Below are 26,501 nucleotides of genomic sequence, written 5' to 3'. Positions count from 1 at the left end.
CCATTGCCCGCCGATTTCGAAAATAACACCGGAATCAAGAAATCGAGTGGCCCGCCCGGTGCCTGACTGTCATCCGAGTTTGCGAAAGATCAGTACGTCTTGATAATCGGGGCGCGCGGCGCCCGTCCAACTGCCTTCGTTCACCTGCTCCAGACGGGCCCCGTTCGCTGCGGCCAACGCCTCCCAGAAGGCGCGCGAATAGGAGACCGCAAGTTCCGGCTCTTCGCGCCGTTCGACCGCTGCCGCGCCGATCTTGTGGCGAAATTCGAAATGGGCCGCTTCAGGGACGGTATCCGGGGTCAGGAAAGTGGTGAAATAGGCGCGACCACCCGGGGCAAGACACCGAATGCCCTCGGCGAAATAGCGTCTGGTGTCGTCTTCCAGCAAATGCGTGAACACCGAAATCGCAACAGCCAGATCAAAGCCGCCCTCAGTGTAAGGAAATGCGAAATCATCGGGGGACAGGCGCCCGCGCGGGTTATAAAACGGGTTGAACACATCGACATGGTCAAAGCGATAGTCGCCCGCCTGTTCCGGCACAGCCTTGCGGCACCAGAGAATCCCGTATTCCACCACATCGAAGCCAGCATAGATCAGCCCCGAACGATTGCGCGCCAAAGCAGTGGCCAGCCGCCCAATCCCGCATCCGATATCCAAGACCCGAGTGCCGGGCTCCAAATCGATATCGCGTTCAATATGGCGAACCAGTGCATCGCCTTGCGCAAGGAAATCGCCGTCAGCGGCATAGTTCAGCACCCGCGGTGGCGCTTCGCCCCCGTCCAGCCATCCGGTATGCCGAACAACGCCGGACAGAACCGGTGCAAGAATCCCGTATTTGCCATAGCGGGCAAGCTTGTCAGCTGCCCGCCGCCAGCCCGGTTTTCCACGCGTGAAATGCATACTCCGTCACCCTGCGGTGGCGGGTTCTTCCTTCTTGCGCTCGGTATAGATCAGCAGGGGCTGCGCGTCCGAGGTCACGGCCTCTTCGTTCACCACGACCTCTTCCACGCCATCGGTGCCAGGCAGCTCAAACATGGTATCCAGCAGGATATCTTCCATGATCGAGCGCAGACCCCGCGCGCCGGTCTTGCGTTCGATGGCGCGCTTGGCGATGGCACTCAGCGCATCGTCGGTGAACTTGAGCTTGGCATCTTCCAGCTCGAACAGGCGCTGGTACTGTTTGACCAGAGCGTTCTTGGGCTGAGTCAGGATGGTGACAAGCGCGTCCTCGTCCAGATCTTCCAGGGTCGCGATCACAGGCAGGCGGCCAACGAATTCCGGGATCAGACCGAACTTCAGCAGATCCTCCGGTTCGAGATCCTTGAAATACTCACCAATGGTTTTCTTGCTCTCGTCGCGCACATCGGCACCAAAACCCATTGCACTGCCCTTGCCGCGCTGCGCGATGATCCGGTCGAGACCGGCAAATGCGCCGCCACAGATGAACAGGATATTGGTGGTGTCCACTTGCAGGAATTCCTGCTGAGGATGCTTGCGCCCGCCCTGCGGCGGCACCGAGGCAACAGTACCTTCCATGATCTTCAGAAGCGCTTGCTGCACGCCCTCGCCCGACACGTCGCGGGTGATAGAGGGGTTGTCGGACTTGCGGGTGATCTTGTCGACCTCGTCGATATAGACGATGCCGCGCTGCGCCCGGTCGACATTATATTCGCTGGCCTGCAAGAGCTTGAGGATGATGTTTTCCACATCCTCGCCCACGTAACCGGCTTCGGTCAGCGTGGTGGCATCGGCCATGGTGAAGGGCACATCCAGAATCCGTGCCAGCGTCTGAGCCAGCAGGGTTTTGCCGCAGCCGGTGGGGCCGATCAGCAGAATGTTGGACTTCGCCAGTTCGATATCGGATTTGCCGGAGTTGTTGAGGCGCTTGTAGTGGTTGTGAACCGCCACCGACAAAACCCGCTTGGCGTGCATCTGGCCGATCACGTAATCGTCCAGCACCTCGCAAATCTCACGCGGGGACGGCACCCCTTCAGAGGATTTGAGACCGGCCGATTTGGTTTCCTCGCGGATAATGTCCATGCACAGTTCGACACATTCATCACAGATGAACACGGTCGGCCCGGCAATCAGCTTGCGCACCTCGTGCTGGCTCTTGCCGCAAAAGCTGCAATAGAGCGTGTTCTTGGTGTCGTTGCCGGATGAATTCGCCATATCGTCCTACCTCAACGGGTTTTCGCGCTGTGCCGAAGGGCGTTCGCCCCGAAACTCGGCTCCGTTCGCGCAAGCCTAAAGCAGCCCAAACCGGTCCACAATGTCAAAATGGCCTCGGATCATCCCCAAAACCAATGCGTCCGCGCCAGGCCCCTGCCCCGCGCGGACACCTTATTTTCAAGCCTCGGCTGCGCCGCGGTTTTCGACGATCTCGTCGATCAGGCCCCAAGCTTTTGCCTGCTCGGCATCCATGAAATTGTCACGCTCCAGGGCTTCAACGACCGATTCCATCTTTTGCCCGGTATGTTTGACGTAAATCTGGTTAAGGCGATCTTTCAGTTTCTGGGTTTCCTGGGCGTGGATCATGATATCCGTCGCCTGACCCTGATAGCCGCCAGAGGGCTGGTGAACCATGATCCGGGAATTGGGCAAAGAGAAGCGCATTCCCGGTTCGCCCGCCGTCAGAAGCAGCGAGCCCATGGAGGCTGCCTGCCCCACCACAAGGGTAGACACCTTCGGCTTGATGTACTGCATCGTGTCATAAATCGACAGGCCAGAGGTCACGACACCGCCGGGGCTGTTGATATACATGGAAATTTCCTTGGACGGGTTTTCCGCCTCAAGGTGCAGAAGCTGCGCCACGATCAGGCTGGACATGCCGTCATGCACCGGACCGGACAGGAAGATGATCCGCTCCTTCAGAAGGCGCGAGAAGATATCATAGGCGCGCTCGCCCCGGCTGGTCTGTTCGACCACCATCGGAACCAGTGTGTTCATGTAAACGTCAAATGGGTCTTTCATCGGGCCTGCCTCAGGTAAGGATACATGCTTTGGGCGGAAGGTTATGGCCGCCCCTTGGGGACTGCAAGGGGGGCTGGGACAGGAAATAACCCCTCGGGTCCGCAATTCAATCCCGGCCCGGGCGCGCTAGCGGCTGGCCAGCCACATGGTTGCCCCCCACCGAGGCAGCAGCACCACGTCTTCGCAGGGGTCACGCGCGGCCATGTCACCGGTCTGCCCCGCCACATCCCGCACCCCGTTTTCAAAGGGCAGCAGGCGGCAGGCGGTCTGGAAGAGGTCGCCCGTGAGAGGCTGAATCGCCCAGACCCGCTGTTCGCCGTTGCTATCCCACGAAACAACGTGATCCCCCGAAGGCGTAAAATCGGCAGCAACATAGGTGACCAGACCGTCACGGGCATGGGCAAAGGTATATAGCGGCAACCCGGTCTGCGCATCCCAGACATAGACCTGCCCGTCATCAGCCCCCGTGACAAGTAACCGTTCATCGGGGCTGAGCGCCATGGAGGTCACGAAGCCGTCATGCGCCAACCGTTCATTATAGAAAGGCGGCGCATCTTCGGCCACATGGGCCAGCCGCAGAACATCGGGCTGATTGGGAAGGATGCTGATCCGCAATCCCGTCGCCAACAGCTCCATCGCGGCGGCGTTGCGCCCGGCATTGGATGTCGACACCACCGCTTCGGTCATCGCATCCGAGATCGAGGGCACAGAATGACCCGTCGACACGTCAAACAACCGCATCACCCCGGCCTCATCATGGGTCATCACTGCGTTCCCCTGTGGCGAGAAATGCACCGTGTGAACCGGGCTTCGGTGCCCCAGAAGGGTGATCAGGCTTTTGCCGGTCGGCACGTCGTGAATGCGCGCCCGGTTGTCAGACGCCCCAACAGCCATCCGCAACCCGTCGGGTGACAGGCCAAGCCCGAGGATATCTACGCCATCAAGATAAAGCGCGCTTGGCGGCAGAATTGCATCAAAGGTCGTCAGATCCCACACCCCGGCAATATTGCCGGTGGCGGCGGCCACGGTGCTGCCATCAGCGGACACATCCATTGCCACGACCGGCCCGGGCATCCGCAGCCTGTGGATCAGCCCCATGGCCCGACCGTTCAAAGCCGGCACAAGGTCGATCACCCTGACTTCATCCCCGATCGAGGCAATCAGCCGGGCACTGCCGGGCACAAACGCCAGCGATGTAACATCGTCCCCGAGATTAAGGGTCGGTCGCAGGGCACGTCCCGAGATCAGCGAATGGAAATGAAGCTCATTTGCAGCAGTCGCCACCACCAGCGTATCACCACCCGGAGACAAAGCCGCCGACAGCACCCGGTCTCCTGCCTGATAGGGCAGTCCCTGAACCGCCCCTTCGCGCGGGTTCCAGACGGTCACGCGACTGTCGCGAATGAGAAGGAATCTGCCCCGGTCATACAGGATGTTCGGCGCAACATCCAAAGCCGGCATCGCCAGTTCACCCTCGATCACTGCACCGGTCTCAGGATCGAACACCGCCCCCGTGCCATCGGTGGCCACGGTGACAACATGCCCGGAACCTGGCAGGAACTCCACGAAATGCGCCGGGGCATCCGGTAAGGTCACCGTCGCGCGCAAGCGCTGGCCCTGGATCGTTTGACCGAGCGTTTCCAGCACTTCCAGCCAGGCGTCAGAGGCCCGGCAGAAACTGAAATCAACCAGCGGCAGGATATTTTGGATTGCCAGCACCGGATCGAGCGTCTGCGCCTCACGAGAGCGGGCCCGAAGTTCTTCGCACTGCCGGTTGCTGACCCAGAAATAGCTGCCCACAAGGGCTGCACAAATTGCCAGCGTGGTGACTACGGCACCGCCGATCTGGAACCACTTGCGCCGTGACATCCCGGCCTTGAAATAACGCCAATGATCGCGCGTGGGGCCCGGGGCACCGCGCGGATGCCGCTCGATCCAGCGGCGCATGGCCCGCAGCTCCGCCCCCCGTGGAGGTGCACCCACACCGCCAAGGAACCGCGCCGCTTGTTCGCCAAAGCGTGTGTGGTCGCGGATCCACTCGATATCCCGGTCGAGCGCCGTATCAAGCCGTTCAATTGCCTGCGACCACTCTCCGTCCTCGCCATAGAAGCGGACATAGTTGATCTCTCGGATTTCAGGCGGCAGATCGGGGCCCACATCTTCGAAGGCCGCCGGGACGATGCGCTTGTTCAGTTCCAACGCAAACTGCATTTCCATCCGGCAGGCGGGCGATGTGATCCAGTTCGGCCCGAGAACCAGCACCACAACGTCAGAGCCTTGCATCATATCGCGGATGCGTGCGGTGATCAGCTCTGTCTCCAGAATGCCTTCGCGATCGATGAATACCTCATGACCACGCGAACGCAGGTTTTCCCACAGGAAATCTGCCCGATCCCTGTCCTTGTGAGAATAGGAGATAAAGATTCGCGAACGTTGGGTCATCTGGCGCTATCAAGCCCTGCCATGGGCAAAAAATCCACCCCTGCTGGTGGGCAAAGGGGCTCTGATTCCGGGCATACGGGATGAACGACTGCCATCCAACTGGCTACGCATGGTGGAATCCCCCTATAAGGGAAAAGAAATATATCGTTCATTTTCAACACGTTAAACAGTGATTGGTAGAAAATTGCGCTAAAAATCAAATAAGTGTATTTACAACACATAATGTAAGTGTCATAAAGACAATACGAACTGACACAAGGACTTCACACCAAATACTTACCATACGAAAGACCAGATTAAGACCTTCTACCAAGACCTTTTTCTCTCTCTTCCTTTTCTCATCCCCTAGACGATCCGTCCTATCCCTGTCCCCATGAACTGGATCGTCCGGCCGGCCCCTTTTGTCCCAGGGGGCCGGCCAATTTGCTTGACGGGACGCAGACAGTGTGTGAGCTTTACACCATCCATTCAGCCCCCGGACGGGACGTCATTTGAAAGGGCCGGCTACGTACCGGCGTTGTGGCAGGCATGAGTTATACCTACGAATATCCGCATCCCGCAGTCACCGCGGACATTTGCATTTTCTCTATCCGCGAAGGGACGCTGAAGGTGCTGCTAATCCAGCGTCTGATTGAGCCCTTCAAAGACAGTTGGGCCATCCCCGGCGGCTTCATCAAGATGGATGAAGACCTTGTCGTCGGCGCCGCTCGCGAGCTGGAGGAAGAAACCGGCGTCGCAGGCGTGCCGCTGGAACAGCTCGGTGCCTATGGCGCGCCCGACCGTGACCCGCGCGAGCGGGTTATCACCGTGGCCTTCATGGCGCTTGTTCCGTCTGATCAAATGGTGCTGGCTGCCGCCACCGATGCTGCCGATGCCCAGTGGTTCGACATGGATGACCTTCCGTCGCTGGCCTTTGACCACGACAAAATCCTTGCCGATGCCCGCGCGCGTCTGGCGGACAAGGTTACCAACCGCGTGACTGAAACCGCAAAATCCGCCTTCCAGTTTCTGCCGCAGAAATTTACCCTGGCGCAAGCGCAGGCCGTGTTCGAGACGCTCAAAGGCGAACCTTTGGACAAGCGCAATTTCCGCAAGTGGATTGCGGCGAACTGGGATCTCGTCGACCTGAAGGAAAAGACATCTGGCGGTCGCCACCGTCCCGCGGCGCTTTATTCGGTCGATTTCTGAAAAAATGGCCCCCGCGCGCTGCGCCGGGGCCGAAAGAGGCGTCAGGGCCGGGAGAGAGATGCCCGACGCCGATCCGTATCAAATACGACTCTTAGCCATATGTTTATCAGCTCAGGGATTCGCGCACTCTGATCTGGATCAAGGTGCGTTTCGCCGTTCTGCCTATGGTCCGTGCAGCAAAAGGACTATTGCAGATGCGCCTGACCGTCAGAACCAATATTGCCATGCGCGCGCTGATGACCTGCGCGGTGAACCCAGGCAAGATCGTCCGCAAGGCCGAGATCGCGACGGCCACCGGCGCATCCGAGGCGCATTTGGGTGTGGTTATCAACCAACTGGCACAGACCGGGTTCATCGAGACGATCCGCGGTCGCAGCGGCGGCATCCGCCTGCGCCTGCCGCCAGAGGACATCAGTGTCGGGCGTGTCTTTCGCACCTTTGAGGCAAACACGCCCTTCGCCGAATGTTTTTCCGCCCGCGACAACCACTGCCCGATCGCGCCAGTCTGCAAATTGCGCAACTCGCTCGATGCGGCGCTGGAGGCATTCTATGCCACGCTTGACGAGGTCTCTCTGAACGACCTGACCTGTAACAATGCGGGGCTCGAACGGCTTCTGTCACTCGACCCCGTGTGTTGATCAGTCGGCCTTCAAAAGGGTATCTTTTCCCACCACCGGTCCCAGTTCCATCATCGCCGCGTATTGAGACAGGAAAACCTTGCCGGTCAGCTCTTGCAGGAAATGCGCGCGTTTCAGGCGGTCCATAACCGGACCTTTCACCTCTGACAGATGCAGCGCGATGCCCATGGATGCCAGCCGGTGATTGATGGCTTCGAGCGATTCCAGCGCTGACATGTCCACCTCGTTCACGGCAGAGAACATCAGCACGACATGCTTGACCCCCTGCGCACCGACGACCCGATCAAGAATGTAATCCTCCAGATACCGCGCATTGGCGAAGTAGAGGCTTTCATCCACGCGCAAAGTTACCATGGCCGGATTGGTCAGCACCTCGTATCGCTTGATATTGCGGAAATGTTCGGACCCGTCCTGCATCAGCCCGACCTCGGCGATATGCGGCCGCGAGGTTTTATAGAGATACAGCGCGATGGACAGCAGCACCCCTGCCGACACACCGACTTCAACGCCAGCGGCCAGGGTCAGCAGGATCGTTGCGGCAACGGCGAAGAAATCGGCCTTCGAATAGGCCCATGTCTTTTTCAGGATCGAGAAATCGACAAGCGACAGCACTGCCACGATGATCGTGGCCGCAAGCGTCGCCTTGGGCAGGAAGAAGATAAGCGGCGTCAGGGCAAGGGCGGCAATGGCAAGACCCACGGCAGTATAGGCCCCCGCGGCGGGCGTTTCGGCCCCGGCATCATAGTTCACGACCGAACGCGAAAAGCCGCCAGTGACCGGGAAACCACCGGTGAAGGCCGCGCCGATATTGGCGGCACCTAGCCCGATCAGTTCCTGGTCCGGGTCGATGCGCTGGCGTTTCTTGGCGGCCAGCGTCTGCGCGACCGAGATCGACTCCACGAAACCGATGACAGAGATCAGCAGCGCTGGCACGGCAAGGGCGCGGATCAGGTCCAGATCGAACGATGGCATGGTCAGCGGCGGCAGGCTTTGCGGCACCTCTCCCACGATCGACACCCCCTGCCCGTTCAGATCAAAGATCCAGACAACAGCCGTCGTCACCACGACAGCGGCCACCGGACCAGCCTTCGCGGCCACATCGGCAAGCGTCGGGGACATGCCCAGTTTACGCAACGCAGGCTTCAACCCCTTGCGCACCCAGAACAGAAACGCCGTGGCCGTCACGCCGATGACCAGCGTGTAAAGGTTCCTCTCCGGCAGGTGATGCCATAGCGATTCCACCAGCTCCAACAGGTTATGCCCCCCCGCCTGCACACCCAGAATGTGCTTTAGCTGGCTGGCTGCAATGATCACGCCCGAGGCGGTGATGAAGCCGGCAATCACCGGGTGCGACAGGAAATTCGCCAGAAAGCCAAGCCGGAAAACCCCCATGGCCAGCAGAATTGCGCCAGAGAGCCCCGCCAGTGTCAGCGCGGCGATGACATAGCCCGCCGTCCCTGCCTCGGCGATCTGGCCGATGGCCGCCGCCGACATCAGCGACACCACCGCAACCGGGCCGACAGCCAACGCCCGAGAGGTGCCAAAGATGGCGTATAGGATGATTGGCGCAATCGAGGCATAGAGCCCCATCTCAGGCGGTAAGCCCGCAAGCAAAGCATAGGCCAGCGATTGCGGAATCAGCATGATCGTGACGATCACGGCGGCGATCACGTCATTCGACAGGGCCTGTTTGTTATAGCGTCGGCCCCAGTCGAGAATGGGCAGATAACGGGCGAACATTGCGCACCTTTCGGAAATAGTCAGCAGATCCGCCTGGAACGCAGCCCAGCGGGTCCTAAAGGCCCCCGCGCCCGTTTTTGGGCGTGAGGGTCAAGATATCGGGAGGATCAGCTGGCGCTGACCTTCTCGGGTTTCACCATCCATTCACGGCCACGCAACATGGCCTTCCAGTAAACGGGTGGCAGCAGTTTTTCCTTCAGGAACCAAGACAGGCTCGAGGGCTTGGTGCCGTCGATCAGCCATTTCGGGAAGGAGGGCAGCAAAGTGCCGCCATAGCCGAATTCCGCCAGCACGATCTTGCCCCGTTCCACGGTCAGCGGGCAGGACCCGTAGCCATTGTATAGCGAGGTGGGCGATCGCCCGTCGATGTCATCAGCAAGGTTCTGAGCCACGATGGGGGCCTGCATCCTCGCCGCCGCTGCCGTCTTGGCATTGGGGGCGTTCATCACGTCACCGAGCGACCAGATATTGTCATAGGTCTTGTGGCGCAGGGTGGCCTGATCCACGTCGACCCACCCCGCCGCATCGGCCAGGGGCGAGACGCGGATGAAATCTGGCGCGGTCTGCGGCGGGCAGACATGCATCATGTCAAACTCCACCGTCACCTCGGTCGGATCGGTATCAGGCTTGGCAACCTTGAACGTGGCTTTCTTGGCCGCACCATCCACCGACACGAGATTGTGGAAGAAGTTCAGGTCGGCATTGTATTTCTCAATGTATTTCTCCAGCGCCGGAACGTAGTCCTTGACGCCAAAGAGCACCCCGCCGGCATTCATGAACTGAATGTCGATATCCTTGAGGGTGCCATTGCGGAACCAGTGATCCCCGGACAGATACAGCGCCTTTTGCGGGGCACCTGCGCATTTGATCGGCATTGGCGGCTGCGTGAACATCGCACGGCCCTCTTTCAGACCCTTCACAAGCTCCCATGTATAGGGTGCAAGGTCATAGCGGTAGTTCGAGGTCACACCGTTCTTGCCGAGCGTATCCACCAATCCCTCGACCTTGTGCCAGTCGAGCTTGATGCCGGGACAGACCACAAGCCGCTTGTAGCCAACCACGCGGCAGCCATCGAGGATGACAACATTGTCCTTGGGCTCGAACGCCGCGACGGCGGACTTGATCCAGTGGACGCCCTTTGGGATCAGGCTGCCCATGGTCTTGGCAGTGTCGGCCGCGTCAAAGATACCGCCACCCACCATGGTCCAACCGGGCTGGTAATAGTGGATGTCAGCGGGATCGATGATCGCGATTTCCAGATCCGGCTTGCGGCTCTTCAGCGAGGACGCGGTCGAGATTCCGGCTGCGCCGCCACCCACGATCACCACGTCATAGCTTGCATCAGCCCGATCCGTTGGGGTCTTGCCGCCATTGACGATGCGCCGCACGACGCCCGCCATGTCGTAGCCCGCCGCCTTGGTCGAGGCCATGATATCGGCCATCGGAAGTGTATCAGCCTGGCTGAGCGACCAGAGTGTCGCGCAGCGCGTGCCGGTCCGGCAGTAGGCAAAGACGGGCCTCGGCAGTTCCTCCATCGCCTTGCCGAACGCCTCGGCGTCCTCGTCCGTTACCTGGCCCGACACCACGGGCAGGTAGCGGAATTCGAGACCCGCGGCCTTGGCCGCCGCTTCGATCTCGTCATGGTTGGGCTGGTCGGCGCCCTCGCCATCCGGTCGGTTGCAGATCACCGAGCGGAAGCCCTGATCCGCAACGCGGCGCATTTCTTCCGCCGTGACCTGCGGGCTGACCGAGATCGAGGCATTGATGGTTTTGATTTCCATAGGTCTGTCCTTCCTGACCGCGCGGCTTACAGCGCGTTGACCGGCACCTTGAGCATCGGATTGCCGTCCTTGTCGGTCGGCACCTCACCCGCACGCATATTCACCTGCAGAGAGGGGATAATCAGCTTGGGCATGTCAAGCTGCGCATCGCGCTCGGTGCGGAATTTGACGAATTCTTCCTTCGTCTTGCCGCCGCCCACATGGATGTTGTGCGCCTTTTCTTCAGCCACGGTGGTTTCCCACTGGATGTCGCGGCCATTGGGGCCGTAATCGTGGCACATGAACAGGCGCATATCGTCGGGCAGCGCCAGCACCATCTGGATCGAGTCATAGAGGGTGCCAGCATCACCGCCGGGGAAATCAGCCCGCGCAGACCCGCCATCGGGCATGAACAGCGTATCGCCCACAAAGGCCGCGTTGCCCATGACATGCACCATACAGGCCGGGGTGTGGCCGGGGGTGTACATGGCGAAAGCCTGCATATTGCCGATCATATAGGTGTCACCCTCGACGAACAGCTTGTCGAACTGGCTGCCATCGCGCTGGAACTCGGTGCCTTCGTTGAAGATCTTGCCGAACGTATCCTGCACGACCATGATCTTGTCGCCCACACCGATCTTGCCCCCCAGCTTCTGCTGAATATAGGGCGCGGCAGACAGGTGGTCGGCATGGACATGGGTCTCGATGATCCACTCCAGCTTCAGCCCGTTCTTCTCCACATAGGCGATCAGCTCGTCGGCGTGGTCGTAGGTGATGCGCCCGGCGGCGTAGTCGATATCCATGACGGAGTCGACAATCGCACAGCTGTTCGATGTCGGATCCTTCACGATGTAGCTGATCGTGTTGGTGGCGGGGTCAAAGAAGGCCTCGACCTCGGGTTTGACGTCCATTTTCACGGGGTAGTTAGACATGAGTATATCCTCCAGGTGGTCGGTTCAGCAGACCTCAGGCCTGCGTGGGCGCCGTCGGTCGGCGGAAGTGCATAAGGGCCCGCGCCGCGAATATCCCCGCGACAAGGGCAACGGTGAAGAGAACGACCTCGATCCGGCCGGTGCCGAGCGCCGGCAGCGCACCACCGGGGCAAAAGCCCGCGATGCCCCAGCCGATGCCGAAGACGGCAGACCCGCCGAGCAATTTGAGATCGATGACATTGGATCCCGGCAGCAGGAACTGCCGGTCGAAAAGCGGCATGGGCCGTTTCAGCACGAAGCGATAGCCCAGGAAGGTGACGACGACTGCGCCGCCCATCACGAACATCAGGCTCGGGTCCCAGGTGCCCGCCACATCGAAGAAGTTGATGACCTTGGCGGGGTTCGCCATGCCAGAGATCGAGATGCCGAGCCCGAAGACGATGCCGATGAGATATGCAATGACAATACGCATGGGATCAGGCTCCGATCACGTGACGGATGATGAAAACGGTGATGCCGGTAAACAGCATGAAGGTGGCGACGGCCGACAGCGAACGCGGCGACAGCCGCGCCAGACCGCATACCCCGTGGCCAGAGGTGCAGCCCGATCCGTAGGTCACGCCGATACCGACGATGAAGCCGCCAATGATCAGCATGGGTGTCGACACCGGCACCTGGACCGCGGGCATCTCGCCCATCAGCGCCAGATAAACCAGTGGCCCTGTAACCATCCCGGCCAGAATGGCCGCGCGCCAGTAGAAATCCTCTCGGGACGCGGGGCTGAAAAAGCCCGCCAGAATGCCGGTTGCGCCCATGATGCGGCCAAGGGTCAGCATCAAAAGCACCGAGGCGGTGCCGATGAGAACCCCGCCGATGGTGCTGGCCAAAGGTGTGAATTCGGTTTCCATGTCGTCCTGTCTCCTTCAGGCCTGCGAGGGGAGAATCGCGCAAACACCCCTTGTATTGCTGGCCTTTTTGGCTGTTTCCTATGCACTTCACGTTTGAAGCTTGTACTCTGTCTACAGCACAGATTGCCCTGCTTCAGTGACGAAGTCACCAAAGCAAAGCAGCAAGGAAAAAAGGAGAAATGGAGCTGGGATTAAGACGCGAGGGCGAGGTTCAGTTGGGCCACGATCCGCGCTGGCACCTGCCTTGCCGACATCGCTCGCGGATAAGGCAGCTCTTCCATCTCCGGCACGTCCCCATAGAGCGCTTCAAATTCCGCGAAGTTGTCAAAGACGCGGCGGGAGACGTTGTCGATGAAAGTCTCGGCGGGGGCACCATTGGCGAGGATGATCTCATGTTCCTCGGTTTCGATATGGTAGACCGGGTAGGTCTCGCCCATCTCGGCCAAAGGCACGCGGGTGATGCTCTCGCCATTCACGAGCGCGCCCGCATGGCAGATGACGCCATCAACCAGCATCCCGTGATCCGCCGTGACCGTCAGGTCGGCATGGGGCAATCCATCGCCCAAGGACCCGGCAGCAAAGCGCACTGGCATCAGCCGCTCGGCGGGGCCGAAACGGGTGGAGACGGTCTGTCGCCCGATCCACTTGACCGAAACGATGCCACCGTCCGCTGTTACCAGAGCATCTCCAATGCTCAGAGTTTCAACCGAGCACTGACCTTCGGGGGTTGTGATCCTGGTTCCCTCGGCAAAGCAGGTGGCAAAGGCGGTGGTCGTCAGCGTCGGGATACCCGAAACGGTCGCAGGATAACCGGGGTCATTCGCTGGTGCCGTGGGGGACCGGATCTGCATGGCACCGTTGAATGGCACCTCGAAAACGAGGAAAATATGCCCGTTTGCTTCATAGTAACCACGATACTCCGTCAGCGCTGTATCGAGAAGGAGATCACCATTGTTCCAGAACCCGTCATCCGTGTCGGAACTGCCAATTTGATCATTGATCCCGGGCAGACTTGCATTGCTGCTCGACAGCACACCAGTGGCAACATTGTAGAGCGTGATAGAGTTTACGAAGTAATCCTGTGCCATCGAAATGCCTTCCATGTGTTCGCACTGAAACGCCACCGGCGCTTTGAAACTCCGCGCATTTTGTCGAAAAAGCACGCAATTTCAAGGTCTTAAATCGGCGACTGCTAGTGGAAATTTCCGCGCCCACGCATCCTCAACGGTGTAGTTACCTGCGTTTCCGTAGACGTTTGGCTCTTGGGTGGATTCGCTGTGGGTCGCGGGGGCGGTTCTCCGTGCGGTCGCTCTTTGGCGCTATGCTACCCTTTCGATGTCCTGTGAGGGTCTGATCGAGAATGGCACTTGCCTTGCGCTCATCGCGCGCGGATAGGGCAGTTCCTCCATTTCCGGCACGTCGCCATAAAGCGCTTCAAACTCCGCAAAATTGTCGAACACCCGGCGGCTGACATTGTCAATGAAGGTCTCGGCGGGCGCGCCATTGGCGAGGATGATTTCGTGTTCCTCGGTCTCAATGTGATAGACGGTGTAAGTGTCCCCCATCTCGGCCAGAGGCACGCGGGTGATGGTCGTGCCATTCACCAAGGCACCTGCGTGGCAGATGACACCCTCGATCAGCATCCCATGGTCCGCCGTCACCGTCAGATCCGTCTGCGGCAGGCCAATGCCCAAAGACCCGGCGGCAAAGCGGACCAGCCCTAGCCGCTCGGCGGGGCGGAAGCGGGTGATGACGCGTTGCTGGCCGATCCATTTCACGGGCACCGCGTTCCCTTCCGCGGTCAGGATCGTGTCGCCGATGCGCAGTGTCTCGACCGTGCTCTGACCATCTGGGGTTGCAATCAGGGTGCCCGCAGCGAAGCAGAGCTCATAGGCACCGGCATCGGTGAAATTGCTGCCGTCATTGCCTGCGCCCGCGATGTCCGTGTAGGTCGTGCCGTTCACGCCCCCCGTCAGCCCGGTTTGCGCGCTGCCCACGTCCAGCGCGGGGTTGGTGAGGCTGTTGATCAGCGCAATCGTCTGCACCGGGCCGCCATTGTCGGCCAGCACGTAGGACCCGAAGATCAGCGCCGGGTCCGCGTCGATGACATTGCCGCCGCCATCGGTGATTGCATTGACCCCGCCCAGATTGGCGCCATCCGTGCTCGTGTTTCCGCTGACGATCGTGTTGATCAGCGTGACGGTGCCCCCGGCGCTGTTATGGCGGATGCCGCCGCCATCGCCATCATCATCAAACAATCCATCAACAGTCGTGTTGCCCGTGATCGTGCTGTTGATGATGGTCAAATCCGGATTGGGGTTTCCAGCCGCATATATTCCGCCGCCTCGCCCTCCTAAAAGGCCAGTCCCGGATGCGGTGTTGCCCGCTATCGTCGAATTGACGATTGTCATGGAGCCTTGGGTGTCGATCGCGCCTCCGTTAATAGCGGTATTCCCGGAAATGGTGCTGTTTGTGATCGTGGCGGTGCCATTGTTGTGAATGGCGCCGCCAGTAGTCCCTGCATGATTGCCCGTAAAGGTGGAGGCGGTCACATCCAAAACCCCGCCGGAGTCAACATTGATCGCGCCGCCATAGCTTCCGCCGCCATCCGTGACGGTCAGCGCGTTCAGGGACAGAGCACCGCCCGACTGCACATTGAAGATCTGCGCCGCATTGCCGTCGATGGTGATATCGGCCGCGCCATCGCTGTCGACATCCCCGGTGATGGTGATGCTATCAGAGATCGTCATCACGCCCTGGGTCAGCGATACGGTGCCGCCCGTCAGGCTCGCCTCAAACACGATGGTATCGCCGGACCCCGCCGAGGCGATCGCTTCGCGCAGCGTCAGAACCCCGTCGCTGCCATCCGTAACATCGCCAAGCGACGTGACTGTCCAAATTGCCATAACCAATCCCCCAACCAATCAGCAAAAAGCCTAATGACAAAAAAACTGCCCCGACACCGTCGCCCAAATCAAGTTAAAGTTGTGCGGATCACCACAATTCGCGGCAAGCCGTGGCGGCCTGATAGCAAGGCTGCCACAGCAAGCACCGGGTGAGCAGATTGCACCCCCCACAAGGTCAGGCCGCGGTGGTCCCCGCCAGCCGTGCCTGGATGAGGGGAGGCACCTGCCGTGCTGACATGGCACGCGGATAGGGCAATTCCTCCATCTCCGGCACATCACCATAGAGCGCTTCAAACTCGGCGCAATTGTCGAAGACCCGGCGGGAGACATTGTCGATGAAGGTCTCGGCAGGGGCACCGTTTGCGAGGATGATCTCATGTTCCTCGGTCTCAACGTGATAGACCGTGTAGCTTTCGCCCATCTCGGACAGAGGAACGCGGGTGATCGTGGTGCCGTTCACCAGCGCCCCTGCGTGGCAAATCACACCATCCACCAACATGCCATGATCGGCGGTGACGGTCAGGTCGGCATGGGGTAGGCCATCGCCAAGCGAACCAGCAGCAAAGCGCACCGGCATCAGGCGCTCGGCAGGGCCGAAACGGGTGGAGACGGTCTGTCGCCCGATCCATTTGACCTCAACCTCGCCACCATCGGCGGTTAGAACCACATCGCCGATATCCAGGCTTTCCACCGCTACCTGACCCTTCGCTGAGGCAATTCTGCTGCCCGCGAGAAAGCAGATCAGTGTGACGATTGAGCCGATATCGTCCGTAGAGTCACTGGCAGTATAGTTACCATTAAAATCCACCACGGATGGAAAATCCGCATGGGCCACACCTGCTTCCGATGACCCGAGCAAACGGCCAAAATCATCCAGGAACACAAGGAATTCACGACCGTTATAGGTGACGGTTCCCAGATAAGTCGCAGATGCGGTATAGTCGGGAACCACGACCTCACCGGGTGTCAGATTATTATCGACCGCTGCGGATTCAGTGTAGCTGGCAGGCGAGTATCCGGGATTGTTGCCGGACAGCGCTTGGCGTGACCAAAATTGAATCCCGCTTCCAATATCAGTACTTTCAGCGTAGTAGCACCATGAATTAATCGTATATGTTCCCATCTACCTGTCTCCGTATGGCATTTGGCCCAGACCGCGAAAAAGTGTTCCTGCCCAAGGTGTTGCGGCGCGCTCGCGTCATTAATTCACTCTGATGCCGCGCACGCTATTTATTGTCAGTCATGAAAACCTATCGATCACCACATGCGTCATCAAAGGTCTGCCCATTGCTTTACGACGCTATCCGACAAACCTGTTGTCCGGCCACAAATACCGACGTCTGAAGACGTTGCCGTGTAATCAGGCTGCGATCAAGTGTGAAAGCCGCTTTCGCACATGCCCCGGCACCTGCCGTGCGCTCATCGCTCTCGGATAGGGCAGTTCCTCCATCTCCGGCACGTCACCATAGAGCGCTTCAAACTCGGCGTAATTGTCGAAGACCCGGCGGGAGACGTTGTCGATGAAGGTCTCGGCGGGCGCGCCATTGGCGAGGATGATCTCGTGGTCCTCGGTCTCGATGTGATAGACGGTGTAAGTTTCCCCCATCTCAGCCAGAGGCACCCGCGTGATCGTGGTGCCGTTCACCAACGCGCCTGCGTGGCAGATCACACCATCGACCAGCATTCCATGGTCCGCCGTCACCGTCAGATCGGTCTGCGGCAGGCCAATGCCCAAAGACCCGGCGGCATCAGGTATTCAACGCTGTCACGCCGCCTCGGACTGTGCCAGCCTGGCGATGCTCGCCTCGTCCAGCAGCTCCACATTCCCCCGCGTCTGCTTGATCCAGTCGCGGCGCTGGAATTCGGACAGCTGGCGCGAGATCACCTCGCGCGCGGTGCCCAGTTCTGCCGCCAGTTGCTGATGTGTGGCCTTGACGGTGACGCCCTGCTTCAGGTCCAGCAGCTTCTGCGCCAGCCGGATATCCATGCGCTGAAAGGCGATGTCTTCGATCACGTGGAACAGGTCGGTGATCCGCTTGGAATAGGCGGAAAAGACGAATGTACGAAATTCCTTCGACTGGGAAATCAGATCGTCGAACACGGCGCGCGGGATGGCGGCGGCCTTGATGTCGGTCTCGGCCACGCCCTCAGCGCTGTAATCCTCATAGGCCAGCAAGCAGGCCGTGGTCATGACACAGCTTTCGCCCGCCTGAACGCGGTAGAGCACAATCTCGCGCCCGTTTTCCGCCAGTTGCTGAACGCGCACCGTGCCATCCAGCAGGAACAACAGGTTTTCCGGCGAATTGCCGGGGCCGAAAATGATCGTGCCCTTGGGCATCTTGATCACGGTCGAGCGGGTTTCCAGGATTCCCCGGATGCGCTCGGGCAACCGCGACAGCCCCTGAAAGCGGGAAATCCAGTCTTCGCTCATGCCTTGGGCCTTCCGTGATTGACGTTGCCAAATGTGCGCGCCCTAATCCCGAGGTCAAGCCTTTCCGGCAGGGGCTGGCCGAATGCCCCCGGCTTGATCATAGTCAAAGCGGGGCCGACGCCTTTTCAGATAACGGTGGATCATGCCCATCTCAAGACGCACGATAGAGGCCGGACATGCGGCCTTTGAAACCCGCGGCCTCACCAAGACCTATGGCGAGGGCGAGGCCGCCGTACATGCCCTCCGCGGCGTGGATCTGACGATTCCGGCGGGGGAATTCGTGGTGCTGCTTGGGCCGTCGGGGTCGGGCAAATCCACGCTTCTGAATATCCTTGGCGGATTGGACAGCGCCAGCGAGGGACAGGCGTTTTTCGGGCAGGATGAATTGTCGGCGATGACCGACAGACAACTGACCCAGTACCGCCGCAACCATGTGGGGTTCGTCTTTCAGTTCTATAACTTGATGCCGTCTCTGACCGCCGAGGAAAACGTCGAACTGGTGACTGAGATCGCCCGCGATCCGATGACCCCCGCCGAGGCGCTGTCGCTTGTGGGCCTGAAGGAACGGCTGACCCATTTCCCGGCGCAGCTTTCGGGCGGAGAACAACAACGGGTCGCAATTGCCCGGGCCGTTGCCAAGCGCCCCACGGTCCTATTGTGCGACGAACCCACGGGCGCGCTCGATTCCACCACCGGACGAGAGGTCTTGCGCGTCCTGCGCGATGTGAACGAGGAACTGGGCACCACGGTTCTGATCGTCACCCACGCGGCGGCAACCGGGGCGATGGCGGACCGGGTCATCAGCTTTGCCGATGGGGCGATCCGTGACGTGACCCTCAATGAGACCAAGCTGAGCCCAAAGGACATCCATTGGTAGGCCCGCTGACCCATAAGCTGTGGCGCGACCTGTGGCACATGAAGGGACAGGCCGCCGCGATTGCCGCCGTCATTGCGGTCGGCGTGCTGCTTCTGGTGATGCAGACGGGGCTTGTGACCTCGCTTCAGGAAACCCGCGACGCCTATTATGACCGCTACCGCATGGCGCAGGTTTTTGCTCCTGCCGCCCGCGCGCCAAACCACCTGATTGAACGACTGGCGGATATCCCCGGCGTCACCGCCGCCTATGGCCGGGTGACGGGCAGCGCGCTGATTGACGTGGAAACCCGTGCCTTGCCGGTACAGGCCCGCGCCATTTCGGTGCCGGACCGGGGCGAGCCGCCGGTCAATGGCTATCTGCTGGTCGATGGCCGTCATCTGGACACAAGGCAGGAGGATGAAATCCTGCTGCTGGAAAGCTTTGCCCGCGCCCATGACCTGCAACCAGGCGACCGGTTGTCGGCCACCATGAACGGCGCGCGGCGGCATTTCCGCATCGTGGGCCTCGCACAAGGCCCCGAATTTCTCTATGTCGCCGCACCGGGTGAGATCATCCCCGACGACGCCCGCTTCGGCGTGATCTGGATGAGCCGCTCGGCCCTGGCCGCCGCTTATGACATGGAAGGCGCGTTCAACGAGGCGCTTTTGACCCTGGGCCGCACTGCGCGTGAGGCCGAGGTTCTGGCCGCCGTGGATCGTGTCCTTGATCCTTACGGCGGGCTTGGGGCCTACGGGCTGGCCGACCACGGGTCGGATCGTTTCGTGACCGAGGAAATCGCTGGTCTGCGCGCAACATCACGCTCTGTGCCGCCCATCTTCCTGGGGGTCGCGGCCTTCCTGCTCTATATCGTGATGACCCGCATCATCCAGTCCGAGCGCGAAGAGATCGGGCTGATGAAGGCCTTTGGCTACACCGACCGAGAGGTCGCGCTGCACTACCTGCGCATGGTGCTGGTGATCTCGGGCGGCGGTGCGGTCATCGGTGCATTGCTTGGCATCCTGGCGGGCCGATTGCAGGTTCAGATCTATTTGGAGTTCTACAAGTTCCCCTTCCTCGTCTTCCGCATCGACCCTGCGGCCGTGATCTGGGGCGTCGGCCTGTCGATGCTTGTGGCCTCACTTGGCGGGCTGATGGTGTTGGCCCGCGTGTTCCGCCTCACCCCGGCCGCAGCCATGCGCCCCCCTGCCCCGGCTGACTATTCGCGGACCGGCCGCATTGGCGCGGCCTTCAACCGCTTCCTAGACCAACCTTCTCGCATGGTTCTGCGGCGGATAACCCGACAACCCATCCGTATGGCAGGCAGCATTGTGGGCATTGCCTGCGGCATGGGTTTATCGGTTGCGATGATCTCTCTGATGGCCAGTTTCGATGGCACGATCGAGCACACGTTTTCCGTGGCGGACCGGTCCGATCTTAATGTCAGCTTCACCCACGCCCTCAGCGCGGATGCAATATTTGCCCTGCAACGGATGGAAGGCGTGATCGAAGTGGAGCCCATCCGCCATGTCGCCTTGGTCTTCCGTAACGGGCTTCACGACTATCAGGGCGCGCTTTCGGGGCTGGTGGAGGATGCGCGTCTTTTCCGGGCGCTCGACAGCGACGACCGGGAAATCGCGATGCGTCAAGACGGGGTCATCCTTGGCGCTGCGCTGGCCCGCATCCTGCAGATCGAAGCGGGCGACCGGCTGAGCGTCGAGATGCGTCAGGGCCGCCAGGAGGTGCTGGACCTGCCCGTTGTCGGCATTGCAGAAACCCGCATGGGCGCGCCCGCCTATATGGAGCTGACCGCCATGAACCGCGCCATCGGAGAACCGGGTCGGGTGACGGGCGCGTATCTTCGGATTGATACCGATCACGCCCAAGACCTCTATGAACGACTGAACGACATGCCCGCTATCGCCGGGGTCAGCCTGAAATCCGAAAGCCGCGCAGCGTTCCAGCAGATCATGGATACCGGCGCCGGTGCGGTGCGCTATGTTATGGCCATGATCGCGGGCGTCATCACCTTCGGCGTGGTCTATAACGCCGCCCGCATCGCCTATGCCGAGCGCGCCCGCGATCTGGCTTCGCTTCGCGTTGTGGGGTTCACCCGCGCCGAGGTCAGCTTTGTTCTGCTTGGGGAACTGGTGGTTGTCACGCTGCTCGCGATCCCCATTGGCACCGGGTTCGGCTTCGGTCTGGCCTGGGCGGTCAGCGAGGCCTTTTCCAACGACATCTACCAGGTCTCCGCCTATCCCGACCCCCGCTCCATCGGGTCCGCAGCTGTTGCCGTACTGGCCTCGGCGGCGTTCTCGGGCTGGATGGTCAAACGCCAGATCGACAAGGCCGATCTTGTCCTGGCCCTGAAAACGAGGGAGTAATTCCAAATGGCTCGCAGACGTTCCAGACTGCCCCTCACCCTTGGCGCGATTGTGATCGTCGCCGGAGCACTGACCGCCGCCTTCTGGCCGCAGCCAACGCTGGTGGACCTTGGCACCGTGGCGCGAGGGCCGATGATGCAGACCATCGACGAGGAAGGCCGCACCCAGGTGCGCGATGCCTATGTCGTCTCGACCCCCGTGGCCGGGAGGCTGCTCCGGGTCGAGGTCGAACCGGGCGATCCGGTGATCCGCGGCGAAACCCAGGTCGCGGTGATGGAGCCACTGAATCCTGCCGCACTGGACATTTCGTCCCGCGAACAGGCCCGCGCTGCTGTCGCCGCTGCCGAAGCCGCGTTGCGCGTATCCCAAGCCGACCGCAATGCCGCCCTCGCCAATCAGGATCTTGCCCGTGCCGATTTGGATCGCGCCCGGCAATTGGCCGAAAGCGGCACCGTCAGTGCCGCGGCGCTGGAACGCGCACAACGGGCTGCCCGCGCCGCAGATGCCACCGTCGACACGGCCGAGGCCGCGATTGCCATGCGTGAGGCCGATCTCGATATCGCGCAGGCCCGGCTCATCAGCTTTGACGATCAGGGGCTGTGGGGGGCAATTGCCAATGACGATCACGCCATTCCGCTGATGGCCCCTGCAGACGGCACCATTCTGCAAGTGATCCAGCAAAGCGAGACGACGCTAGGAGCAGGCACGCCGATCATGGAAATCGGCAATATCGAAGGTGATCTCGCGGTGACAGTCGCGCTTCTGTCTACCGATGCCGTTCAGGTCAGCCCCGGCGACCGGGTGATCATCGAGAACTGGGGACAACCAGTGCCCCTGCCCGGTGTTGTGACCCGGATCGACCCGTTCGGCACCACGCAGTATTCGGCGCTCGGGGTGCAGGAACAGCGGGTCAATGTGCTGGTCGATTTCACCGGTCCGGGCGAGGACCGCGAGGGGCTTGGCCACGGTTTCCGGGTAGAACTGCGTATTGTCGTCTGGGAAGACACCGACGCCCTTATCGTGCCCTCTGCGGCGCTGTTCCGGGCGGCTGGCGGATGGGCCGTCTTCGTTGTGGAAAACGGCACAGCCACCACCCGTCCGGTTGAGATCGGCCATAACAATGGCATCGAGGCAGAGGTCGTATCGGGCCTGTCAGAGAGCGAAACCGTGATCCTCTACCCGTCAGCCGCGATCAGCGAGGGGCATTCCGTGGCGCAACGGGCGGTGAACTGAGCGAAGCAGGGCTGCAATGGCAAGCCCGCCGATGGCGGCCTCGATCCCTGCGGCCATGATCAGCCCGTCACTTGGAAGGCCGTGCAAAGCCATAGTCACCCCGCGCGACAGGGCATAGGCAGAATAAAGCCCCGCTGCCAGCCACAGGGCAGGCCGGGTCAGTGCCTTGCGGAAGATACCGGCCAGCATCACCGCCCCCGCCGCAAGCAACATCAGGGCCGGGGCGGAAAGTTCATTCAGCAGGCTCGGGTCAGAGCCAAGAACAATGCCGTAGCTTGCATAAAACGCCGCCGGGGCGACAAGAATGGCCAGCGAGATCGCAATGGCGGTAAGGCCGGCGGTCGCAAGCACAAGGTCAGTAAATCTGGACAGGGTCATATCAGGGCTCCTTTCAGGGACAATCAGTCTGTGCCCCCTCTTGCCACGCAGCCCCCCGCCCCGGCTTGACCCCGCCTGCCAAGCCTTTGACCGATCCGGTCACGCACGCTGCGCGTCGCGATAGGCTGCGGGCGTCTGATCCGACCAGCGTTTGAATGCCCTTGTGAACGCACTTTGTTCGGAAAACCCGGTCAGAAAGGCGACCTCTGCCAGTGAATAGTCGCTCTGCAACAGCAAGCCTTCGGCCAACTCGCGACGTGCACTATCCACCAGAGCCTGAAACGACAGCCCCTCATCGCTCAGCCGTCTTTGAAGTGTACGTTCGCTCATTCCCAGGCGGCGGGCGATGGCGGGCATCTTCGGAATCCCTTCGCTCAGTGCCCCTGCAACTGCGTCATGTACCATGTCGGTAAGGGTGCGCTCCGCCTGCAATCGTTTCAGTTCAGCATCCAGATGCGGCAGCAGAAAACGGGTGATCGCCTCGTCGCCCATCTTGTTGCGCCGGGTCAGGGCCTCGGCGGGCAGCAGCAGCCCGTCACGATCGGACTCGAATTCAATCGTGCATCCGAAATAGCTTTCATGCGACGTCACGTCCTGCGGTGCCGGATGCTGAAACCGGACTTCCAGCGGGGTAAACGGAACCGGGCAAACCTGTCGAATGATCGACAGGACGCTGGCCAGCGATGCCTCATTCGACATGCAAAGCCCCAGTCGCCGCAACCCCGCCCGGTGCAGCAGGAACCACGCGCCTTCAGCTTCCTGTCGTAGCTCGTACTCGGTGACGCTGGTTAGCAGCCGCCAATAGCGTTCGGCCCGCGCGAAAGAGGCGCGAAGCGTCGGCGCGGTTTTCCACGCCAGACCGAATGCGCCATAGTCGTCGCAATTCATGCTGGCCCCGGTCTGGACCGGCAAGGCCCATCCGCCGCCCATGTCGCCCGCGATCCGTTCCAACATGTCGTAATAGGCCGCGTCAGAGATCATCTGCCCAAGCTCGGCATCGCCCTGTGGGTCCAACCCGACCGAGGTCAGCACCGCATCAGCATCAATCGCCTGTCCGGCAGCCTTCACCACCTTGCGCACGAAAAGAGAGGTCACAGCACCCATGACAGCGTTTTAGCCGAAACCGGCGCCGGAACGGAACGGAAAAGCGCCCCCCGGCTGCGCGCTATTTGAACCTTGCGAAGCTCTGCCGCGCGGCCGGCCCGTCGCAATCCTGCGCAAAGAGCCCACTCGCCTCGGCATCCAGCGCCTCGGCCCGTTCCGCAAATTGCGACCCGAAGAAACGCTTCACCGCGCGCACCGCAGGTTCTGGCAGCATGGCAATGCGCGTGGCCACCCCCCTGGCGGAGTCCAGTGCCTTTTCATCCCAGGTCAAATGGTCAGCCACCCCTGCCTTCACGGCGTCCTCGCCGGACATCTCTTCGATGCCCAACACGATCAATTTCGCGCGCGCAGGCCCGACCCGCGCCAACAGGGGGGCCATGCCCCAGGGCGGGAAGAACCCCTTGGGCACTTCCGGCATCGCCCATCTGGCTGAGCGTCCCGTCACCACCACATCGCAGGCCGTGGCCAGAACGAAGCCACCGCCAAGCGCGTGGCCCTCGACCGCCGCAATCACCGGAACGGGATGGGCCGAAATCGCCCGTACTGCTGCGGCTGTCGCCGCCTCATGCGCCACGCGCCCGTCACGGTCGAGCGCTGCCAGTTCCCTGAGGTCGCTGCCCGCGCAAAAGCCTTTCCCGGCCCCGGTTAAAATCACCGAGCGGACAGTGTTATCCTCGGCCAAAGCGGCCAGATGGGTCCGCAGGTCCAAAGCGGTCTGCGTGCCCAGAACATTTCGGCGCGCAGGCTTGTTAAGTGTCAAAATGGCATAAGTATCAAATGTTTCGCAAAGAATTCTGGTCATCAAATCTCCTTTATATCTATTTCGCCAAATCGGGTTTCGTCCGCGAAAAGCGCGGCGCAGGGGCGGGTTCTATCACATTTTCCCGCCGAATGAACGCCTTTCGCGCCAGCGCATGGGGATGATCGGGCGCTTCCCAGAACGGCAGGACAGGCGCGAAACAGGCATCCGAGCCTTCCAGCAGCTCGCACCATTCTGCCTGCGTGCGGGTGGCGAAAAGCGCTGCCAGCTCTGCCTTCAGCGCGGGCCAGCTTGCACGGTCCATATGCTTGTCGAGCCAATCGGCGGGCAGCCCCGCCTTGTCGATCAGCACTTGCATGAAGGGCTTTTCGATCGCGCCGACAGATACGAACAGCCCATCCGAACAGGCATAGCAGCCATAGAAATGCGCCCCGCCATCAAGGAAATTCGCCCCCCGTTCCTCGACCCACCAGCCAGAGGCTCGCAGCGAATGAAACATGCTCATCATCAGCGAGGCCCCATCGACCATCGCCGCATCCACGACCTGCCCCTTGCCCGACCGCTGCGCCTCATAAACCGCCGCCATGACCCCGAAGGCCAGGAACATCGCCCCGCCGCCACAGTCGCCCACAAGGTTCATCGGCACTGGGGGCGGCGCGCCGGGATCACCCATTGGATGCAGCGCACCCGCCAACGCGATGTAGTTCAGATCATGCCCCGCCGCCTGCGCCAGCGGCCCCTCCTGCCCCCACCCGGTCATCCGGCCATAGACCAGGCGCGGATTGACCTGCCAGCAATCCTCTGGCCCCAGCCCAAGCCGTTCCATGACACCGGGGCGGTTGCCCTCGATCAGCACATCGGCGGTCAGGATCTCGTCCAGCACCGTGGCGCGGCCGGCGCGGGTTTTCACATCCACCTCAATGAACCGCTTACCGCGTCGGCAAATGTCATGCGGCAGGTTGATCGAAACACCGCCGGGCCGGTCGATGCCCACCACGTCGGCCCCCATATCCGCCAGCAGCATCCCTGCGAAGGGACCGGGACCAAGCCCCACCATCTCCACCACTTTCAGGCCCGCAAGCGGCCCGCCGCGTTTCGTCTCGCTCATCGCGTCCTCCGTTGTCGCGGCCAGCATGAAGGGCCGGCGCATGGCGTCAAGCGCTCAAACCGCCCCGCCTATGGCCGCGCGCCGGTCGGTCGAGGGCGTCACCCCGAACTGGCGCTGATACGTCTTGGAAAAACTGCCCGAGGTGAAACCGAAATCATGGGCGATATCCTGCATCGGGCGGCGGCCCTGCCGCACCTCGATGCGCGCCGCCTCCAGCCGCATTTCGCGATAGATCGGCGCGGGCGTGTCGCCCAATTCCTTCTCGAAGAGACGCTCCAACTGCCGCAGCGACAAGCCTAGAGACAAGGCCAATGCCGCAACGGAAACAGGCCGAAACAGGTTCGCACGCATAAGCTCCAACCCGGTGACCACCACCTTGTGCCGGGTTGCATAGCGTTCCTCCAGCGGCAGCAGTTGCGAGCGCGCGGCTTCGGCATTCCGGTCGGCGGGCGACAAAGGCTCGGCATCGGCATCGACGCTGCGGTCAATCGCCAGATCGTAGCGCATAAGCGCCGCAACATGTGCGGCCCGCGCGGTGGCCACCTCTGGCGTCCAGACAAAGGGCGCATCCGTCAGCGCCGGTTTGCGGCGCATCGTGGCCAGTGCGGCGGCGGTGTCGGGATTGACCGACACTGCACTTGATCGAGAACGCCCGCGTCTCCTGCGTCCGCGGCATATTGTATGAATTGCCAGTTGCGCCGCCAATTTGGGTTCTCGGGTTGATCCACCAAGGCCCGCCACTCGTCGACGTAGGCAGCAATGC

Annotated in this window: 24 protein-coding genes; 5 read left to right on the top strand and 19 right to left on the bottom strand. The window is 61.1% G+C overall.

The annotated features are described in order from the left end of the window. Window positions 1-69: 69 nt before the first annotated feature. From ACROHD_RS14680 to ACROHD_RS14665, 4 genes are all read right to left on the bottom strand, one after another. On the bottom strand, window positions 70-900 hold the full coding sequence (locus ACROHD_RS14680) for an SAM-dependent methyltransferase (RefSeq protein WP_432678907.1): 831 nt from the start codon (window positions 898-900) through the stop codon (window positions 70-72). A gap of 6 nt (window positions 901-906) precedes the next feature. Then, complete coding sequence (clpX, locus tag ACROHD_RS14675; RefSeq protein ID WP_432678906.1) at window positions 907-2,172, bottom strand: ATP-dependent Clp protease ATP-binding subunit ClpX; 1,266 nt, start codon at window positions 2,170-2,172, stop codon at window positions 907-909. A 177-nt stretch (window positions 2,173-2,349) separates the two neighbouring features. After that, window positions 2,350-2,973, bottom strand: coding sequence for an ATP-dependent Clp protease proteolytic subunit (locus ACROHD_RS14670; RefSeq protein WP_432678905.1), 624 nt, complete (start codon window positions 2,971-2,973; stop codon window positions 2,350-2,352). Window positions 2,974-3,099: 126 nt separating this feature from the next. After that, entirely contained in the window at window positions 3,100-5,415 is a 2,316-nt protein-coding gene (locus ACROHD_RS14665) for a toll/interleukin-1 receptor domain-containing protein (protein WP_432678903.1), read from the bottom strand. Between the two features lie 528 nt (window positions 5,416-5,943). Between ACROHD_RS14665 and ACROHD_RS14660 the strand changes: the two genes are divergently transcribed. Beyond that, window positions 5,944-6,603: an NUDIX hydrolase gene (locus ACROHD_RS14660; RefSeq protein WP_432678901.1), complete on the top strand. Its 660-nt coding sequence runs from the start codon at window positions 5,944-5,946 to the stop codon at window positions 6,601-6,603. Window positions 6,604-6,797: 194 nt separating this feature from the next. After that, a complete protein-coding gene (locus ACROHD_RS14655; protein ID WP_432678900.1) occupies window positions 6,798-7,241 on the top strand; it encodes an Rrf2 family transcriptional regulator in 444 nt (147 codons plus the stop codon). Here ACROHD_RS14655 and ACROHD_RS14650 read toward each other — a convergent pair whose 3' ends face one another. The 10 genes from ACROHD_RS14650 to ACROHD_RS14605 all read right to left on the bottom strand — a co-directional run bounded on the left by ACROHD_RS14650 (window position 7,242) and on the right by ACROHD_RS14605 (window position 17,918). Beyond that, on the bottom strand, window positions 7,242-8,981 hold the full coding sequence (locus ACROHD_RS14650; RefSeq protein WP_432678899.1) for a SulP family inorganic anion transporter: 1,740 nt from the start codon (window positions 8,979-8,981) through the stop codon (window positions 7,242-7,244). Window positions 8,982-9,088: 107 nt separating this feature from the next. After that, window positions 9,089-10,762 carry a bifunctional protein tyrosine phosphatase family protein/NAD(P)/FAD-dependent oxidoreductase gene (locus ACROHD_RS14645; RefSeq protein ID WP_432678898.1) on the bottom strand — a complete coding sequence of 558 codons (1,674 nt, stop codon included), beginning with the start codon at window positions 10,760-10,762 and terminating at the stop codon, window positions 9,089-9,091. A 26-nt stretch (window positions 10,763-10,788) separates the two neighbouring features. Next, window positions 10,789-11,673 (bottom strand): MBL fold metallo-hydrolase, encoded by an 885-nt coding sequence (locus ACROHD_RS14640; RefSeq protein ID WP_432678897.1) that lies wholly within the window; start codon window positions 11,671-11,673, stop codon window positions 10,789-10,791. A 34-nt stretch (window positions 11,674-11,707) separates the two neighbouring features. Then, a complete protein-coding gene (locus ACROHD_RS14635; protein ID WP_432678896.1) occupies window positions 11,708-12,145 on the bottom strand; it encodes a DUF6691 family protein in 438 nt (145 codons plus the stop codon). 4 nt (window positions 12,146-12,149) lie between these two features. Next, complete coding sequence (locus ACROHD_RS14630; protein WP_432678894.1) at window positions 12,150-12,581, bottom strand: YeeE/YedE family protein; 432 nt, start codon at window positions 12,579-12,581, stop codon at window positions 12,150-12,152. Between the two features lie 191 nt (window positions 12,582-12,772). Next, window positions 12,773-13,684, bottom strand: a complete 912-nt coding sequence (locus tag ACROHD_RS14625; RefSeq protein ID WP_432678893.1) for a Hint domain-containing protein — start codon at window positions 13,682-13,684, stop codon at window positions 12,773-12,775. Window positions 13,685-13,900: 216 nt separating this feature from the next. Then, the gene (locus ACROHD_RS14620) at window positions 13,901-15,487 is read right to left on the bottom strand and encodes a Hint domain-containing protein (RefSeq protein WP_432678891.1); all 1,587 of its coding nucleotides are present in this window, start codon (window positions 15,485-15,487) and stop codon (window positions 13,901-13,903) included. A gap of 175 nt (window positions 15,488-15,662) precedes the next feature. Then, window positions 15,663-16,610, bottom strand: a complete 948-nt coding sequence (locus tag ACROHD_RS14615) for a Hint domain-containing protein (protein ID WP_432678890.1) — start codon at window positions 16,608-16,610, stop codon at window positions 15,663-15,665. Window positions 16,611-16,847: 237 nt separating this feature from the next. Continuing rightward, complete coding sequence (locus tag ACROHD_RS14610) at window positions 16,848-17,222, bottom strand: Hint domain-containing protein (protein ID WP_432678889.1); 375 nt, start codon at window positions 17,220-17,222, stop codon at window positions 16,848-16,850. Between the two features lie 30 nt (window positions 17,223-17,252). After that, the gene (locus ACROHD_RS14605; RefSeq protein ID WP_432678887.1) at window positions 17,253-17,918 is read right to left on the bottom strand and encodes a Crp/Fnr family transcriptional regulator; all 666 of its coding nucleotides are present in this window, start codon (window positions 17,916-17,918) and stop codon (window positions 17,253-17,255) included. A 142-nt stretch (window positions 17,919-18,060) separates the two neighbouring features. Between ACROHD_RS14605 and ACROHD_RS14600 the strand changes: the two genes are divergently transcribed. Genes ACROHD_RS14600 through ACROHD_RS14590 form a run of 3 tightly spaced genes read left to right on the top strand, consistent with a single transcriptional unit; the run spans window position 18,061 to window position 22,388 of the window. Then, window positions 18,061-18,795, top strand: coding sequence for an ABC transporter ATP-binding protein (locus tag ACROHD_RS14600; RefSeq protein ID WP_432678886.1), 735 nt, complete (start codon window positions 18,061-18,063; stop codon window positions 18,793-18,795). After that, window positions 18,789-21,155, top strand: coding sequence for an ABC transporter permease (locus ACROHD_RS14595; RefSeq protein ID WP_432678885.1), 2,367 nt, complete (start codon window positions 18,789-18,791; stop codon window positions 21,153-21,155). The genes ACROHD_RS14600 and ACROHD_RS14595 overlap by 7 nt, the downstream gene beginning before the upstream one ends. A gap of 6 nt (window positions 21,156-21,161) precedes the next feature. Continuing rightward, window positions 21,162-22,388, top strand: coding sequence for an efflux RND transporter periplasmic adaptor subunit (locus ACROHD_RS14590; protein ID WP_432678883.1), 1,227 nt, complete (start codon window positions 21,162-21,164; stop codon window positions 22,386-22,388). Here ACROHD_RS14590 and ACROHD_RS14585 read toward each other — a convergent pair. From ACROHD_RS14585 to ACROHD_RS14565, 5 genes are all read right to left on the bottom strand, one after another. Beyond that, the gene (locus ACROHD_RS14585; protein WP_432678882.1) at window positions 22,338-22,766 is read right to left on the bottom strand and encodes a DUF4345 domain-containing protein; all 429 of its coding nucleotides are present in this window, start codon (window positions 22,764-22,766) and stop codon (window positions 22,338-22,340) included. The genes ACROHD_RS14590 and ACROHD_RS14585 overlap by 51 nt on opposite strands. A 99-nt stretch (window positions 22,767-22,865) precedes the next feature. After that, window positions 22,866-23,870 (bottom strand): AraC family transcriptional regulator, encoded by a 1,005-nt coding sequence (locus ACROHD_RS14580; protein ID WP_432678881.1) that lies wholly within the window; start codon window positions 23,868-23,870, stop codon window positions 22,866-22,868. Between the two features lie 61 nt (window positions 23,871-23,931). Then, the gene (locus ACROHD_RS14575; protein WP_432678880.1) at window positions 23,932-24,672 is read right to left on the bottom strand and encodes an enoyl-CoA hydratase/isomerase family protein; all 741 of its coding nucleotides are present in this window, start codon (window positions 24,670-24,672) and stop codon (window positions 23,932-23,934) included. Window positions 24,673-24,688: 16 nt separating this feature from the next. Continuing rightward, the gene (locus ACROHD_RS14570; RefSeq protein WP_432678879.1) at window positions 24,689-25,780 is read right to left on the bottom strand and encodes a CaiB/BaiF CoA transferase family protein; all 1,092 of its coding nucleotides are present in this window, start codon (window positions 25,778-25,780) and stop codon (window positions 24,689-24,691) included. Window positions 25,781-25,792: 12 nt separating this feature from the next. After that, window positions 25,793-26,371, bottom strand: a complete 579-nt coding sequence (locus tag ACROHD_RS14565; protein WP_432678878.1) for a helix-turn-helix domain-containing protein — start codon at window positions 26,369-26,371, stop codon at window positions 25,793-25,795. Window positions 26,372-26,501: the final 130 nt, after the last annotated feature.

Source organism: Nioella aestuarii (assembly GCF_050896395.1).
In the GTDB taxonomy this organism is placed as follows: domain Bacteria; phylum Pseudomonadota; class Alphaproteobacteria; order Rhodobacterales; family Rhodobacteraceae; genus Nioella; species Nioella aestuarii.
This window is presented reverse-complemented; position numbering and strand designations above follow the sequence as displayed.

What these genes read in the sequence shown, in the direction of transcription:
- ACROHD_RS14680 (WP_432678907.1), bottom strand. Translation starts at nt 900, where the DNA reads ATGCATTTCACGCGTGGAAAACCGGGCTGGCGGCGGGCAGCTGACAAG.
- clpX (WP_432678906.1), bottom strand. Translation starts at nt 2,172, where the DNA reads ATGGCGAATTCATCCGGCAACGACACCAAGAACACGCTCTATTGCAGC.
- ACROHD_RS14670 (WP_432678905.1), bottom strand. Translation starts at nt 2,973, where the DNA reads ATGAAAGACCCATTTGACGTTTACATGAACACACTGGTTCCGATGGTG.
- ACROHD_RS14665 (WP_432678903.1), bottom strand. Translation starts at nt 5,415, where the DNA reads ATGACCCAACGTTCGCGAATCTTTATCTCCTATTCTCACAAGGACAGG.
- ACROHD_RS14660 (WP_432678901.1), top strand. Translation starts at nt 5,944, where the DNA reads ATGAGTTATACCTACGAATATCCGCATCCCGCAGTCACCGCGGACATT.
- ACROHD_RS14655 (WP_432678900.1), top strand. Translation starts at nt 6,798, where the DNA reads ATGCGCCTGACCGTCAGAACCAATATTGCCATGCGCGCGCTGATGACC.
- ACROHD_RS14650 (WP_432678899.1), bottom strand. Translation starts at nt 8,981, where the DNA reads ATGTTCGCCCGTTATCTGCCCATTCTCGACTGGGGCCGACGCTATAAC.
- ACROHD_RS14645 (WP_432678898.1), bottom strand. Translation starts at nt 10,762, where the DNA reads ATGGAAATCAAAACCATCAATGCCTCGATCTCGGTCAGCCCGCAGGTC.
- ACROHD_RS14640 (WP_432678897.1), bottom strand. Translation starts at nt 11,673, where the DNA reads ATGTCTAACTACCCCGTGAAAATGGACGTCAAACCCGAGGTCGAGGCC.
- ACROHD_RS14635 (WP_432678896.1), bottom strand. Translation starts at nt 12,145, where the DNA reads ATGCGTATTGTCATTGCATATCTCATCGGCATCGTCTTCGGGCTCGGC.
- ACROHD_RS14630 (WP_432678894.1), bottom strand. Translation starts at nt 12,581, where the DNA reads ATGGAAACCGAATTCACACCTTTGGCCAGCACCATCGGCGGGGTTCTC.
- ACROHD_RS14625 (WP_432678893.1), bottom strand. Translation starts at nt 13,684, where the DNA reads ATGGAAGGCATTTCGATGGCACAGGATTACTTCGTAAACTCTATCACG.
- ACROHD_RS14620 (WP_432678891.1), bottom strand. Translation starts at nt 15,487, where the DNA reads ATGGCAATTTGGACAGTCACGTCGCTTGGCGATGTTACGGATGGCAGC.
- ACROHD_RS14615 (WP_432678890.1), bottom strand. Translation starts at nt 16,610, where the DNA reads ATGGGAACATATACGATTAATTCATGGTGCTACTACGCTGAAAGTACT.
- ACROHD_RS14605 (WP_432678887.1), bottom strand. Translation starts at nt 17,918, where the DNA reads ATGAGCGAAGACTGGATTTCCCGCTTTCAGGGGCTGTCGCGGTTGCCC.
- ACROHD_RS14600 (WP_432678886.1), top strand. Translation starts at nt 18,061, where the DNA reads ATGCCCATCTCAAGACGCACGATAGAGGCCGGACATGCGGCCTTTGAA.
- ACROHD_RS14590 (WP_432678883.1), top strand. Translation starts at nt 21,162, where the DNA reads ATGGCTCGCAGACGTTCCAGACTGCCCCTCACCCTTGGCGCGATTGTG.
- ACROHD_RS14585 (WP_432678882.1), bottom strand. Translation starts at nt 22,766, where the DNA reads ATGACCCTGTCCAGATTTACTGACCTTGTGCTTGCGACCGCCGGCCTT.
- ACROHD_RS14580 (WP_432678881.1), bottom strand. Translation starts at nt 23,870, where the DNA reads ATGGGTGCTGTGACCTCTCTTTTCGTGCGCAAGGTGGTGAAGGCTGCC.
- ACROHD_RS14575 (WP_432678880.1), bottom strand. Translation starts at nt 24,672, where the DNA reads ATGACCAGAATTCTTTGCGAAACATTTGATACTTATGCCATTTTGACA.
- ACROHD_RS14570 (WP_432678879.1), bottom strand. Translation starts at nt 25,780, where the DNA reads ATGCGCCGGCCCTTCATGCTGGCCGCGACAACGGAGGACGCGATGAGC.